Consider the following 13,519-nt stretch of genomic DNA (forward strand, 5'->3'; position numbering starts at 1 on the left):
GGTCCGGATCAGACGGCGCGGGTCATAAACGTCGACAGCGGATCGGGGCGGTAGGGCGGGAAGGCCTCGCACTCGACGAATCCCTCGCTGGAATAGAGCGACCTCGCCGGATCGAACGCGTCGCCGCTGCCCGTCTCGAGCCAGAGCGAGTCCAGGCCGAGTGTCTCCGCCTCCGTGATGATCCGGCGCAGCAGGGCACGGGCGACGCCGCGGCCGAGGTGCGCCTCGGCGGTGCGGAACGACTTCAGCTCGCCCCGCGACGCGTCGATCTGGCGCAGCGCGGCGATGCCCGCGACCTCGCCGCCGATCCAGGCGCTCCACAGCGTGATCTCCGGCGCCCGCAGCGCGTCGATGTCGAGGGCGTGCGTGCTCTCGGGCGGGGAGTCCGCGTGCATCTGCGCGTGGTGGTGGGCGACGAGCGCACGCGTCTGCGCGCCCGTCAGGTCGTCGATCCGGATCTCGATGCTCACCTCGGCATTCTCTCGTGCCCGATAACCGCGTCATGACAGGGGTTTCCTCAGACGTCGCCCCATAGGCTGGGGAGGTGACCGTACGCCTCTACGACTCCCGCGCGCAGACGCTGCGCGACTTCGTGCCCCTCGTGCCCGGAGCGGTGTCGATGTACGTGTGCGGTCCCACCGTGCAGTCGGGCCCGCACATCGGGCACCTGCGGGGCGCGCTCGCCTTCGACCTGCTGCGACGCTGGCTGACGCACCGCGTCGGCCCAGTCACCTTCGTGCGCAACGTCACCGACATCGATGACAAGACGCTCGCCAATGCGACGCCCGAGGAGCCCTGGTGGGCGCTGGCGTACCGCATCGAGCGCGAGTTCACGACGGCGTACGAGAAGATCGGCATCGAGGCGCCCACCTACGAACCCCGCGCCACGGCGTCCATCCCGCAGATGCAGGAGATCATCCAGCGTCTGATCGAGCGCGGCCACGCCTATGCGGCCGCCGGCGACGTGTACTTCGATGTGCGCTCGTGGTCGTCGTACGGCGCGCTCACCAACCAGTCGGTCGACGCCATGGAGCCGGCCGCGGATGCCGATCCGCGCGGCAAGCGGGACCCCCGCGACTTCGCGCTGTGGAAGGGCGCCAAGCCGGATGAGCCCGCCTCCGCCACGTGGGAGTCGCCGTGGGGCGCCGGTCGCCCGGGATGGCACATCGAGTGCTCGGCGATGTCGCGTCGCTACCTCGGCGACGCCTTCGACATCCACGGCGGCGGTCTCGACCTGCGCTTCCCGCATCATGAGAACGAGCTCGCTCAGTCGACGGCCGCGGGCTTCGACTTCGCGAGCTTCTGGGTGCACAACGGGCTCGTGACCGTCGAGGGTCAGAAGATGTCGAAGTCGCTCGGCAACTTCGTGCTCGCCCATGACCTGCTCGCCCAGCGCCCCGGTCCGGTCGTGCGCTATGCGCTCGCCGCCGCGCACTACCGCTCGAACCTCGACGTCTCCGAGGGCGCCCTCGACGAGGCGGCCGCCGCCCTCGGGCGCATCACGGGCTTCCTCGAGCGCGCCGCGCGCGTTGTGCCCGGGAACGACCGCCTGCGGGCAGAGCACGACGCCATGCCCGATCACCATCCTCTCGGGGCGCACGCCCAGGACCTGCAGCTCGCCGCCGCGGAGGGCGCGCTTCCCGATGCCTTCGCCGACGCGATGGACGACGACCTCGGCGTGCCCCAGGCGCTCGCCGTCGTGCATGACTGGGTGCGGCGCGGAAACGTCGCGCTCGACGAACGCGACAACGCCACGGCAGAGCGCGCCTTCCATGCGGTCTCCGCGATGGTGGCCGTGCTGGGCCTCGACTTCGCCGACGAGCCGGCCGCAGACGGCGGGCCCCGCGCCGCGCTCGCGGCCCTCGTCGAGGAGCTCATCTCGCAGCGCGCCGAGGCGCGCGCATCCAAGGACTGGGCGAGTGCCGACCGGATCCGCGACCTGTTCGCGACCGCCGGAGTCGTCCTCGAAGACACCGCAGACGGAACTGTTTGGAGCATCAATGGCTAGCAAGAAGGGCCCCCAGAAGGGCACCGGCGGACACGGTCGCAAGGCCCTCTCGGGCAAGGGACCGACCCCCAAGGCCGAAGACCGCACGTACCACGTCGCGCACAAGCGCAAGCAGGCCGCCGAGCGCCTCGCCGCCAAGCGCGGCCAGTCGCAGCGCCCCTCTCGCGCCCCGCGCGCGAAGGGCGGCGACGACATCGAGTTCGTGACCGGCCGCAACTCGGTGCTCGAGGCGCTGCGCACGAAGATCCCCGCGATCGCGTTCTACATCGCGCAGCGTGTGGAGATGGATGACCGCGTCAAGGAGATGCTCGTCATCGCCAAGAACCGCGAGATCCCCGTGCTCGAGGTCACCCGTCCCGAGCTCGACCGCATGGCCGGCTTCGACGGCGTGCACCAGGGCGTCGCGCTCAAGGTGCCGCCGTACGAGTACGCCCACCCGCACGACCTGCTCGAGCAGGTCATCGACCAGGGCAAGACGCCGCTGTTCGTCGCGCTCGACGGCGTGACCGATGCGCGCAACCTGGGGGCGATCATCCGCTCGACCGCCGCGTTCGGCGGCCACGGCGTGATCATCCCGCAGCGTCGCTCGGCGGGCATGAACTCGGGCGCGTGGAAGACCAGCGCGGGCGCCGCGGCGCGCATCCCCGTCGCCATGGCCACGAACCTCACCGCCATGCTGAAGGACTTCAAGAAGCAGGGTGTGTTCGTGCTCGGCCTGGACGGCGGCGGCGACGTCTCGCTCCCGGCTCTCGAGCTCGCCGACCGACCGGTCGTTGTGGTCGTCGGCTCCGAGGGCAAGGGGCTCTCGCGCCTGGTGACCGAGAACTGCGACCAGATCGTCTCGATCCCGATCTCCGCGGCCACCGAGTCGCTCAACGCCGGCATCGCGGCCTCGGTCGCGCTCTACCAGATCGCGACGCTGCGCCAGTCCGCAGAGTAATCTGCGAGCTGACCGCGCTCCCGCGGCACCGTCCGAGGAAAGGCAGACCATGGCACGCATCGCCGTCATCGGAGGCACCGGCTACGCCGGAGGCCACATCGTGCAGGAGGCGGCCAAGCGCGGCCACACCGTCGTCTCGGTGGCCCGCAAGGTGCCCACGGAGCGCGTTCCGGGCGTCACGTACATCGAGGGCTCTCTGCTCGATGTCCCCGGGCTCCTGAAGGAGCTCGAGGGCGTGCAGACGATCGTCTCGTGCGTCGCGCCGCGCGGTGACATGGAGGGTCAGGTGCGCCCGTCGCTCGCCGAGCTGGCCGCGGAGGTGCCTGAGGGCGTGCGCCTGGGCGTCATCGGCGGCGCCGGCGGCAGCCTCGTGGCCGAGGGCGGCCCGCGTCTCATCGACGCGGGGGGCTTCCCCGACGAGTTCAAGCCCGAGGCGTTCGAGATGATCGGCGTGCTCGAAGACCTCGAAGCGACCCCGGCGTCGGTCGACTGGTTCTTCGTGCACCCGGCGGCGGGGTTCGGAGCCTTCGCGCCGGGCGAGCGCACGGGGCGCTACCGCACCGGCGGCGACATCCTGGTGACCGACGAGAACGGCGCCTCCATGCTCTCCGGCGCCGACTTCGCGATCGCGGTGGTCGACGAGATCGAGACGCCGAAGCACCACCGCACGCGCTTCACCGTCGGCTACTGACGCCGTCAGACCAGATCGCGCCAGTCGACCTCGGGTGACTGCGGCAGCGGCGCGGTGATCGTCTCGGTGAGGGGCCCCATGATCGTGGCCTCGTCGCGTCGGTGGCGCAGCACGTTGCCCATGTAGCTGCTCAGCACCTCGGCCAGCGGCACGGATGCGTCGCGCTGCTCCTGCAGGAACCAGCGGTGCTCGAGCACCTCGTGGTACACCTCGGCGGGCTCGAGCTTCGCACGCAGCTCGTAGGGGATGGCGCGCACCACGGGCTCGAACGCCTGCGTGAGCCACTCGTGTGCGGCGAGCTCCTCCTCGTCCTCCGAGCGGCCCGTGTGGAGCCGGAACTCGTCGAGGTCGTTGAGCAGACGACGGGCCTGGTTCTCCTCGACGTCCAGACCCGTGAGCCGGATGAGCCGGCGGGCGTGGTGTCCCGCGTCCACGACCTTCGGCTGGATCGAGACGCGGCTTCCGCCGCCCTCGGTCTCGATCGACATCTCGTCGATGTCGAAGCCCAGGTCGTTGAGCAGGCGCACGCGTTCGGTGATACGCCACGCCTCGCGCGAGGAGAACGTCTGCTCGTCGTGCAGGGCGCCCCACAGCGACCGGTAGGCGGCGACGATCCCGTCGGCGACCGCCACCGGGTCCACCCCCTCCACCCGGCCGTGGGCCGCGAGATCCAGCAGCTCGCCCGCGATGTTCGTGCGCGCGAGGTCGAGGTCGTGATCGCGCTGGCCCTCGCTGAGTCCACCCTCGTGCAGCTCGCCCGTCTCGGCGTCGACGAGGTAGGCGGCGAAGGATCCGGCATCGCGGCGGAAGAGCGTGTTCGAGAGCGACACGTCGCCCCAGTAGAAGCCCACGTTGTGCAGGCGCACGAGCAGCAGCGCGAGAGCGTCGACGAGGCGGGTGGCGGTCTCGGGCCGAAGCGCGTGGGTGAACAGCGCGCGATACGGCATCGAGAAGCTCAGGTGGGCCGTGACGAGGGCCGCGCGCAGGGGAGTGCCGTCCTGCGCCGTGCGGCCCGCGACGACGGCGACGCGCTTGACGCAGGGCACATCGAGCTTGGCGAGTGCGCCCAGCATCTCGTACTCGCGCTGGGCCATCGCATCGGTGGTCTCCTTCACCGCGATGACGCGCCCCGACATCTCGCTGAAGCGCACGATGTGGCGGGAGATGCCCTTGGGCAGCTTCACGATCGCGCTCGCGGGCCAGGCCTCGAGCGGGGTCGACCACGGCAGCGTCAGAAGCTGCGGGTCGGTCTCGGCGGCGGTGATGCGGAGGGAGTCGGGCATGTGGGCAAACCTACGGGAAAAGCGAGACGGCGCGAACGGATCCGAGGATCCATCCGCGCCGTCCGCGTGAGGTGCGCGTCAGGAGGCGACAGCACCCGTCAGGCGCTCGCCGGTCTCGATGTCGAAGACGTGCACGTGGTCCGGAACCGGCGCGAGCGTGATGCGGTCGCCGGCGTTCGGGTGGATGCGGCCGTCGACGCGAGCGACGATGTCCGTGCGGACGCCCTCGATGTCCGAGTGGCCGTAGAGGTAGCCGTCGGCGCCGAGCTCCTCGACGAGGTCGACGACGATCTCGAGGCCCTGGCCGTCGGCCGGGGCGACGATGATGTCCTCGGGGCGGACGCCCACGGTGACCTGCTTGCCGTGAGCCTTGGCGAGAGCCGAGGCCTCGACGCCCACGGTCTTGTTGCCGAAGCGGATGCCGCCCTCGACGACGTCGGCCGGGAACAGGTTCATGGCCGGCGAGCCGATGAAGCCCGCGACGAAGACGTTGTTCGGGCGCTCGTACAGCTCGCGCGGGGTGCCGACCTGCTGCAGGAGGCCGTCCTTGAGCACCGCGATGCGGTCGCCCATGGTGAGCGCCTCGGTCTGGTCGTGCGTGACGTAGACGGTCGTGACGCCGAGGCGGCGCTGCAGCCCGGCGATCTGCGTACGGGTCTGGACGCGGAGCTTGGCGTCGAGGTTCGACAGCGGCTCGTCCATGAGGAACACCTGCGGCTCGCGCACGATCGCGCGACCCATGGCGACGCGCTGACGCTGACCACCCGAGAGGGCCTTCGGCTTGCGGGCCAGGTAGGGCTCGAGGTCGAGGATCTTGGCGGCCTCAAGCACGCGCTTGGCGCGCTCATCCTTGGAGACACCGGCGATCTTCAGGGCGAAGCCCATGTTCTCGGCGACCGTCATGTGCGGGTACAGCGCGTAGTTCTGGAACACCATCGCGATGTCGCGGTCCTTCGGCGGGACGTCCGTGACGTCGCGGTCGCCGATGAGGATGCGGCCGTCGTTGACCTCCTCGAGGCCCGCGAGCATGCGGAGCGAGGTGGACTTACCGCAACCGGAGGGACCGACGAGGACCAGGAACTCGCCGTCGGCGATGTCGAGGTCCAGCTTGTCGACCGCGGGGCGGGTGCCGCCCGGGTAGAGACGCGTCGCAGCGTCGAAAGTGACAGAAGCCATTATCTGTTTCTCCTTCACCGGCAGGTACGTGCCGGACGATCCGTAGTGATGGAGCGACGTACAACCGCCGCTAGACCCGCCTTTGGGTCGGGATCAGTATGCCATGCCCGCAGAGGGGGTCCGTCCATCGGCGTGTCGGGCGGCCCGACGGGCGGTGACGCACAGGCGGAATGCCCGTCCTGTCTGATTTCTCCCAGCCGTTCGACCTAGCATCGGAGACGTTGTGGTCGCTCTCTGCGGCTATCCGATCCACGTTCCAAGAGGTTGCATGTCGAGCGACGAGACGGGCGCTTCGCCCGATCCGCGCGACCGTCGCGAAGCGGTGCGCGTGAAGGCCCAGCAGGTCAAGGCGCGTCAGGCGCGCAATCGTGTGCTCCGCCGCGCCGCCATCGTGCTGGCGATCCTGGTCGTGGTCGGCGGAGGCGCCCTCTACAGCTGGTTCGCGGTCTTCCAGCCCGCACTGTCGAAGCCCACGCTCCAGCCGGCGAACTTCACGGCCGACGACGGCGTGGTCGTCGACGACACGATCCAGCGGGCACTCGCCACGGAGACTCCCCAGGCGACGCCCGCGCCGACCGAGACCGCGCCGGCCGAGGAGCCGATCTCGATCCACGTGTACGTCGACTACCTCTCTGAGGCGGCCGGCGAGTTCCAGCGCGTCAACGCGGATCAGCTCGAGGAGTGGCGGTCGCAGGGCGCCGTGCGGGTCGTCTACCACCCCGTCGCCATGCTGACCTCGAAGTCGAACGGCACGAAGTACTCGCAGCGCGCCGCCGGCGCCGTGGCGTGTGTCGTCGACCACGCCCCCGAGGCGTTCGCGAAGTTCAACCATGAGCTGCTCACGAACCAGCCGGCCCCCGACAGCGACGGCTTCAGCGACGCCGAGCTCGCCGACCGCGCCATCGCGACGGGCGCGCGCGACACCAAGACGGTGCGCTCGTGCATCGAGAACGAGGACTTCGTCGCCTGGGCGCGCGAGGCCACCGAGCGCGCGCTGAACGAGCCGCTGCCGGGCACGAAGAACACCCTCGACGGCGTGCCGACGATCCTGGTCGACGGCCAGCCCTACGTGGGCGCGCTGGATGTGCCCGAGGAGTTCGCCGCCTTCCTGCTCGCGATCGACAGCGAGTCGTACCTCGAGTCGGCCACCCCGACGCCCGAGCCGACGGAGGCCCCCGCGGGCTGATGCATGGGGGCCCGGCGCGGCTCGGTATGCTCGTCTGGTCCCGTTCGCGGGACGACGCCGGCTTAGCTCAGTTGGTAGAGCACCTGTCTTGTAAACAGGGGGTCATCGGTTCGAACCCGGTAGCCGGCACCACAGAAAGCCGCGCCTAGGGGCGATTCCCCTCGGGGTCGGGGATCTCATCCGGCCGGTACCGCGGCAGGCGGGAGGCGGGGACGATCGCCAGCGCACTGACGCCGGCGAGGATGAGCAGCCCGAGACGCAGCGCGGCGAGGCGGGACTGCTCGTTGACCTCCACGGCGGCGTCGATCTCGGCGTCGGAGGCGTCGGTCTGGCTGAGCACCTCGCGCAGCTCGGCGTTGCTGATGAAGTTGACGTCGTTGACGTCGACCTGGGCGGCCAGCGTCGGCGGAAGCTCGGGGTGCTCGGCGACGGCACGGCCGACGCTCAGCGCGAGCAGCGACACCATGAGCGCGCCCGCCAGCGCCGTTCCGACCGCGGACGCGAGGTTCTGCGTGGTGCCGCGGAGCGATCCGACATCTCCGGCCAGGGTGGCCGGGGAGGCCGTCACGAGCACGTTGAAGACCAGGGTGACGAGGGCTCCCTGTCCGATGCCGAAGACGATGAGACCCGCGATCGTCGGAAGCGTCTCCCAGTTGTTGGTGACCACGAACGACAGCCACACGAGGGCGGCGGTGGTGAGGATGAAGCCGAACACCCCGATGGTGCGGGGCGGGTACTTCTTGTAGAACCGGACGACGAGCGTGGCGGTGATGAACACCGTCAGGTTGAACGGCATCATCGCCAGCGACGTGTCGAACGGGGTGCGTCCCTGCACGATCTGGATGTAGAGCGGCACGGTGAAGTTCACGCACGCCTCGAGCGCGACCACGATGAACATCGCGTAGACGGCCGCCCGTTCGCGCGGTGAGTCGATGATCGAGAGATCGATGAGCGGCACCTTGCCGGATGCCTTCCGGCGGCGCGTCCAGACGAAGAAGAGCTGGCCGAGCACCACGCCGGCGACGATGAACAGCGGTGCGGGTGAGAGCCCGGCGAGCGCGAACGGCGCCGAGTCGGTGGCGGCCAGTGCGCCCCATCCGTTGAGGTTGTTGAAGCCGAGCGTGAGCAGCACGATCGCCGCACCGATCAGGGAGGACGCGACCAGGTCGATCCGGATCGTCGGGTCGCCCTTGTCGCCGCGCAGGCTGAAGCTGAACGCGAAGACCAGTGCCGCCAGCACCAGCACCACGATGAACACCGGCCGCCAGCCGACGAGGGTGCCGAGGGTGCCGCCGATCAGGAAGGCGCTGACGCCGGAGATCGCTCGCGCAGAGCCGAGCGCGCCGATCGCGGTCGCCTGCTGCGCGCCACGATAGTTCTCGGCGATGAGGGCCACGAGGGAGGGCACGATGATCGCCGCGGCCGCACCTGCCAGGGCCTGTCCGGCGATGGCCCAGCCCGCGCTGGGGGAGAGGATCATCAGCAGAGCGGATCCCGCGAACAGCACAACGACGATGCGGAAGATGAGCACCCAGCCGACCCGCTGCCCGAGTTTCGCCCCGGTCATCACGAGCGCGGCGACCGCGAGCCCGTAGACGACGATCGTGGAGCTGGCGACGGTGGGAGGCACGCCGAAGTCCTCCACGATGCCGCCGAGCGAGATCGGCAGCGCCGCCACGTTGAAGGACATCAGCACCTGGGCCAGGAAGAGACTGACCATCGGCAGCCAGGACGCTTTGTGTTCGGTGGGGGAGGTGGCGGGAGCTGCGGCAGTCATGTTCACCCTCGTGGTTGTGGCCGAAAGACGCGGGACAGGTCAGGAACGGAAGGGGGCGGCGGGCGCGGATGCGAACAGGTTCAGTCCGAGCGCGCGGGAGAGGTATCCGATGGCGCGCTGCGAGCGCACCGAGTTGCCCGCGGCATCGAGCCGCGGCGAGAAGGCGCCGATCGCGCCCTTGCCGGGAACGACCGCGACGATGCCGCCCGAGACGCCCGACTTGGCGGGCAGGCCGATCTCGAACAGCCACTCGCCGGAGCGCTCGTACAGGCCCGTGGCCGCGACGACCGCGAGCGCGTCTCTGCACACCTCGGCGTCGACGACGCGGCGGCCCGTGATCGGGTTCACCCCGCCGTCGGCGAGGGTCGCACCCATCACGGCGAGGTCGTGCGCGGTGACATCCAGGGCGCACTGCCGCGTGTAGACGTCGACGATCTCGTCGGGGTCGACGCTCAGGCGACCGTAGCTGCGCAGCAGTCGTCCGATCGCGCGGTTGCGGTCGTTGGTCGCCGCCTCCGAGCGGTACACCTCGCCGTTCAAGCTCAGCGGACGTCCCGCGAAGGCCGACAGGCCCTCCCGGACGCGCTCCCACTGCTCCGCCGTCGTGGAGCCCGGCATCAGCGCCGTCGTGGCGATCGCGCCGGCGTTCACCATGGGGTTCATCGGGTGGCCGTCGTTCAGCTCGAGCGCGATCAGGGAGTTGAAGGGCAGGCCGGTGTTGTTCACCCCGACGATCTCGCGCACCGGCGCGTGCCCGACCTCCTGGATCACCAGCGCATAGACGAACAGCTTCGAGATCGACTGGATCGAGAACGCATGGGTCGCATCGCCGGCGTCGTGGATCCCCCCGTCGACCTCGATCACCGCCAGGCCGAACAAGTCGGGGTCGGTCTCGGCCAGGACGGGGATGTAGTCGGCGACCGTGCCTTCGGGGTCCGTGGCATAGGAGCGGTGGGCGTCGCGCACAAGGCGGTCGACCTGATCCCAGCCGGGCATGGCGCCGGTGGACGCCTCCTGCGCGACCTCGCGATAGTCCCGGCTCACCGCAGCGCCCTCCTGCCGATGCCAGGGCAGTTCGATCTGCGGGTCGAGCGCTCGCCCGCACTCGTCTTCATCCGCGCGGGGAAAGGGCATCCGGTCCGCATGATTCATGCCTACCGCAGATGACGGTCTCTGCGGTCGATGAATCTCCGGCAACGGGTTCGCCGACCGGGCCTCATCCGCGGAACGTGGACTGACAGAATGGGCGCCGGAGTTCGCGAGGGGAGTTCGGTCGGGATGAAGCGATGGCGTCGTATTGTCCTGTGGATCGTCGGTGTCGTCGCCGTCCTCGCCGTCGCGGGCGTGGTCTTCTGGAACGTCAGCCCCTGGCCGGGTGTCTGGCTCCTTCGATCCGCGCCTGATCCGGCGGGCCTCAGTAACGCTGAGACGGCAGGCAAGTACGTTCCGGCTGACATCCATGCCGACCTGGATCTCGTCTACGACGATTCCTCGGCGGAGGGACGGCTCGACGTCTTCCGGCCGGAGGACGCCGACGAGTCGTTGCCCACCGTCCTGTGGGTGCACGGCGGTGCGTTCATCGCCGGGCAGAAGGAGCCGTTGCGGAACTACCTGCAGGTGCTCGCGTCGCACGGCTTCACCGTCGTCAACATCGAGTACACGCATGCGCCCGAGGCCACCTATCCCACACCGATCCGACAGGTCGACCGCGCGATCGAGTACGTCGTCGCCCACGCCGAGGAGCTGGGGGCGGACCCCGAGCGTCTCGTCCTCGCCGGTGACTCCGCCGGGGCCCACATCGCGGCACAGTCGGCGATGGCGATCGCCCAGCCCGACTACGCCGAAGCCGCCGAGCTGTCGACGTCGATCCGCCCGGATCAGCTCCGCGGAGTTGTGCTGTTCAGCGGCCCCTATGACCCGACGACCGTCGACTACGACAACGACACGTTCGGATTCTTCATGCGAACCGTGATGTGGTCGTACTCCGGGACGAAGTCCTTCCTCGAAGACGAGAAGTTTCGATACACCGCGCTTCCGCAGCACGTCGACGCAGACTACCCGCCGACTCTCGTATCCACCGGCCCGGCCGACCCGCTGCTGAAGCAGAACCTCGAATGGGTGGACGCGCTGGACGGAGCGGGCGTGGACGTGACGGAGCTCTTCTTCGACCCCGCCACCACACCCGACACCGTCGGACACGAGTATCAGCTGGCGCTGGACACTCCGCAGGCCAAGCAGGCGCTGATCGCACAGGTGGCGTTCGTGCGCGACGTCACCCGTGCCGAGATGCGCGCCGGGGTGTCGGATGGGTGGCGCTGACTCTGCCCCATCGCTGCCGTCCCACGATCACGACTGCGGCACGAGGCGGCTCAGGCGCTCCGACATCAGCAGGCCGAGCAGCATCAGCACGGCGAGGAACAGGGGGAGGATCCACATCCCCGACCACGCCGAGAGCACGCCGAAGAGCGGCGGGGCGAGCGTGGATCCGGTGTACGCGGCGGCCATCTGGACGCCGATGATCGCCTGCGAGTTGCGTCGGCCGAAGCTCGTGGGCGTCGAGTGGATGATCGCGGGGTAGATCGGCGCGCAGCCGAGTCCTGTGATCACCAGGCCGATGAGGGGCAGGGCCGTCGTCTGAACGGGCAGCCCGAGCAGGAGGACGCCGAGTCCGACGGCCAGGAACCCGCCGCGGATCATCCAGCGGTCGCCGATGCGATCGGCGACGAAGCCCGCCAGGAAGCGTCCCGCGGTGATGCCCAGCAGGAAGAGCGAGGCGAAGGCCGCCGCGGTTGCGGCATCCACACCCCGGTCGGTGACGAGATAGGTCGAGGCCCACAGGATGACCGTGCTCTCCAGGGCGCAGTAGGCGAAGAACGCCGTGAGGATCAGCCACACCCCGCGGATGCGGAGCGCCTGTGCGAGGGGCACGTGCGCCGCGCCCTTGCCGGGCGCCTCGTCCTCCGCCTCGTGATGGTGCGCCGGAACGAGCGGGTTGACCTTCCTCCACAGCGGGATGCTGAACAGCAGCGCGACCGTGAGAACGGCCTGGAGCACGGCCACGGTGATGTAGGCGCTCGACCAACCCGCGCCCGCGGTGAGCGCGAAGCTCATGATGAAGGGGCTGATGGAGGCGCCGAGTCCCCAGCACGCGTGCAGCCAGTTCATGTGCCGCGCGGCGTAGTGCACCGCGACGTAGTTGTTGAGCGCCGCATCGACGGCACCGGCGCCGAGACCGTAGGGGATGGCCCACAGGCACAGCATCCAGAACGCGCCGCTGAAGGAGAACCCGGCCAGCGCGGCCGCGGTCAGCGCGACGCTGACGGCGGTCACCACCCCGACGCCGAACCGACGCGTGAGCCGCTCGGACGCGAGGCTCGAGAGGATGGTTCCGCCCGCGATGATCATCGTGATGATGCCCGCCGAGGCGATCGGCACACCGAGATCCTGGTGCATCACGGGCCAGCCGGCCCCGACGAGCGAGTCGGGAAGGCCGAGGCTGACGAAGGCGATGTAGATGATCGCGAGCAGGAGGGAGTACACGGGAGCGTGCCTTTCGGGGCGGCGCGGGACGCCGTCGGTGCAGGATCGGGGAGAGAGCAGCTGATCGACCCGGTCCCGGATCCCGCTGCCCCTCAACGCTACGCGTCCGGTCCGGGTTCCCAGCGCAGCACGTCGCCGGGCTGGCAGTCGAGCACGCGGCAGATCGCATCGAGGGTCGTGAAGCGCACCGCCTTCGCGCGACCGTTCTTGAGCACGGCGAGGTTCGCGGGAGTGATGCCGATCCGCTCCGCCAGTGTTCCCACGGCCATCTTGCGGCGGGCGAGCATCACGTCGACGTCGACGATGATCGGCATCAGATGACCTCGTCGAGCTCGGATCGCAGGGTGCGCGCCTCCGTCTCGCGCTCCATTGCCTGCTGCAGAAGGCGCCGCATCACGAGCACAAGCAGCGCGACGCCGCCGGTCACCAGGGCGGCGCCGCAGATCAGCGCGACGATGCCCGGCGCGGGCTCTCCCGGGGCGAGCAGCACCGCGAGCACCGCCGTCAGGACGGCATCGAATGCGACGGCTCCGATGATGGTGTCGACCCAGCGGAACGCCGCGGGCGAGAAGACGGATCCGCGTCGCACCATCGCGAGCAGCCGGAGCACGCACACCGCGCACACCTGAAGCCCCAGGATCCAGAGCGCGGTGATCGTGATCAGCGCGATCCTGCCCCAGAGGGCCTCGCCGTCGAGATCCGCCCATACCAGGGGCAGCAGCACGACCTGCACCACTACGGAGCCCGCCAGGCAGAGGGCGATCACCACCTGCAGCGTGCGAACCAGATACCTGCCCACGGCAAACCTCCCTCGCTGAAGAACATTCGAAATCTATCGTCTAACGATAGGTATCGCAAGGGGGACGTTGGTCGACAGCTCTGCGGAGGGCCCCGCGAGCGGCCCGCGAACGTCCCCGC

The 13,519-nt window shown here is 69.7% G+C and carries 13 protein-coding genes and 1 tRNA gene; 6 read left to right on the plus strand and 8 right to left on the minus strand.

Annotated features, from left to right (window positions below; translation table 11 throughout):
• Nucleotides 1–8: 8 nt before the first annotated feature.
• On the minus strand, nucleotides 9–470 hold the full coding sequence (locus J5V96_RS09795; protein WP_307793577.1) for a GNAT family N-acetyltransferase: 462 nt from the start codon (nucleotides 468–470) through the stop codon (nucleotides 9–11).
• A gap of 74 nt (nucleotides 471–544) precedes the next feature.
• Between J5V96_RS09795 and cysS the strand changes: the two genes are divergently transcribed.
• The 3 genes from cysS to J5V96_RS09810 are packed head-to-tail and all read left to right on the plus strand — an operon-like array spanning nucleotide 545 to nucleotide 3,639.
• Nucleotides 545–2,008, plus strand: coding sequence for a cysteine--tRNA ligase (gene cysS, locus J5V96_RS09800; protein ID WP_208503252.1), 1,464 nt, complete (start codon nucleotides 545–547; stop codon nucleotides 2,006–2,008).
• The gene (gene rlmB / locus J5V96_RS09805) at nucleotides 2,001–2,948 is read left to right on the plus strand and encodes a 23S rRNA (guanosine(2251)-2'-O)-methyltransferase RlmB (protein ID WP_208503254.1); all 948 of its coding nucleotides are present in this window, start codon (nucleotides 2,001–2,003) and stop codon (nucleotides 2,946–2,948) included. Before cysS ends, rlmB begins: the two co-directional genes overlap by 8 nt.
• A gap of 49 nt (nucleotides 2,949–2,997) precedes the next feature.
• Nucleotides 2,998–3,639, plus strand: coding sequence for an NAD(P)-dependent oxidoreductase (locus tag J5V96_RS09810; protein ID WP_208503255.1), 642 nt, complete (start codon nucleotides 2,998–3,000; stop codon nucleotides 3,637–3,639).
• Nucleotides 3,640–3,644: 5 nt separating this feature from the next.
• On the opposite strand, the gene J5V96_RS09815 is transcribed toward J5V96_RS09810, so the two are convergent.
• Together J5V96_RS09815 and J5V96_RS09820 are read right to left on the minus strand one after the other, a co-directional pair.
• On the minus strand, nucleotides 3,645–4,922 hold the full coding sequence (locus tag J5V96_RS09815; RefSeq protein WP_208503257.1) for a DUF4032 domain-containing protein: 1,278 nt from the start codon (nucleotides 4,920–4,922) through the stop codon (nucleotides 3,645–3,647).
• A 78-nt stretch (nucleotides 4,923–5,000) separates the two neighbouring features.
• Nucleotides 5,001–6,098: an ABC transporter ATP-binding protein gene (locus J5V96_RS09820; protein WP_208503260.1), complete on the minus strand. Its 1,098-nt coding sequence runs from the start codon at nucleotides 6,096–6,098 to the stop codon at nucleotides 5,001–5,003.
• A 268-nt stretch (nucleotides 6,099–6,366) separates the two neighbouring features.
• Here J5V96_RS09820 and J5V96_RS09825 point away from each other — a divergent pair, with 268 nt between their 5' ends.
• Together J5V96_RS09825 and J5V96_RS09830 are read left to right on the plus strand one after the other, a co-directional pair.
• Nucleotides 6,367–7,284, plus strand: coding sequence for a DsbA family protein (locus J5V96_RS09825; protein ID WP_208503262.1), 918 nt, complete (start codon nucleotides 6,367–6,369; stop codon nucleotides 7,282–7,284).
• Nucleotides 7,285–7,340: 56 nt separating this feature from the next.
• Nucleotides 7,341–7,416 (plus strand) — tRNA-Thr (locus tag J5V96_RS09830).
• Nucleotides 7,417–7,429: 13 nt separating this feature from the next.
• Here the strand turns inward: J5V96_RS09830 and J5V96_RS09835 are convergent.
• Nucleotides 7,430–9,061 (minus strand): MFS transporter, encoded by a 1,632-nt coding sequence (locus tag J5V96_RS09835; RefSeq protein ID WP_236014679.1) that lies wholly within the window; start codon nucleotides 9,059–9,061, stop codon nucleotides 7,430–7,432.
• Nucleotides 9,062–9,100: 39 nt separating this feature from the next.
• Complete coding sequence (glsA, locus tag J5V96_RS09840; protein WP_208503428.1) at nucleotides 9,101–10,057, minus strand: glutaminase A; 957 nt, start codon at nucleotides 10,055–10,057, stop codon at nucleotides 9,101–9,103.
• Nucleotides 10,058–10,339: 282 nt separating this feature from the next.
• Between glsA and J5V96_RS09845 the strand changes: the two genes are divergently transcribed.
• On the plus strand, nucleotides 10,340–11,380 hold the full coding sequence (locus J5V96_RS09845; RefSeq protein ID WP_208503263.1) for an alpha/beta hydrolase: 1,041 nt from the start codon (nucleotides 10,340–10,342) through the stop codon (nucleotides 11,378–11,380).
• 27 nt (nucleotides 11,381–11,407) lie between these two features.
• Here J5V96_RS09845 and J5V96_RS09850 read toward each other — a convergent pair whose 3' ends face one another.
• The 3 genes from J5V96_RS09850 to J5V96_RS09860 form a co-directional block, all read right to left on the minus strand.
• On the minus strand, nucleotides 11,408–12,601 hold the full coding sequence (locus tag J5V96_RS09850; protein WP_208503265.1) for an MFS transporter: 1,194 nt from the start codon (nucleotides 12,599–12,601) through the stop codon (nucleotides 11,408–11,410).
• Between the two features lie 98 nt (nucleotides 12,602–12,699).
• Nucleotides 12,700–12,915 (minus strand): helix-turn-helix domain-containing protein, encoded by a 216-nt coding sequence (locus J5V96_RS09855; RefSeq protein ID WP_208503267.1) that lies wholly within the window; start codon nucleotides 12,913–12,915, stop codon nucleotides 12,700–12,702.
• The gene (locus tag J5V96_RS09860; protein WP_208503268.1) at nucleotides 12,915–13,400 is read right to left on the minus strand and encodes a DUF2975 domain-containing protein; all 486 of its coding nucleotides are present in this window, start codon (nucleotides 13,398–13,400) and stop codon (nucleotides 12,915–12,917) included. Before J5V96_RS09860 ends, J5V96_RS09855 begins: the two co-directional genes overlap by 1 nt.
• Nucleotides 13,401–13,519 lie beyond the last annotated feature (119 nt).

It is taken from the genome of Microbacterium stercoris (assembly GCF_017592545.1).
Lineage (GTDB): Bacteria > Actinomycetota > Actinomycetes > Actinomycetales > Microbacteriaceae > Microbacterium > Microbacterium stercoris.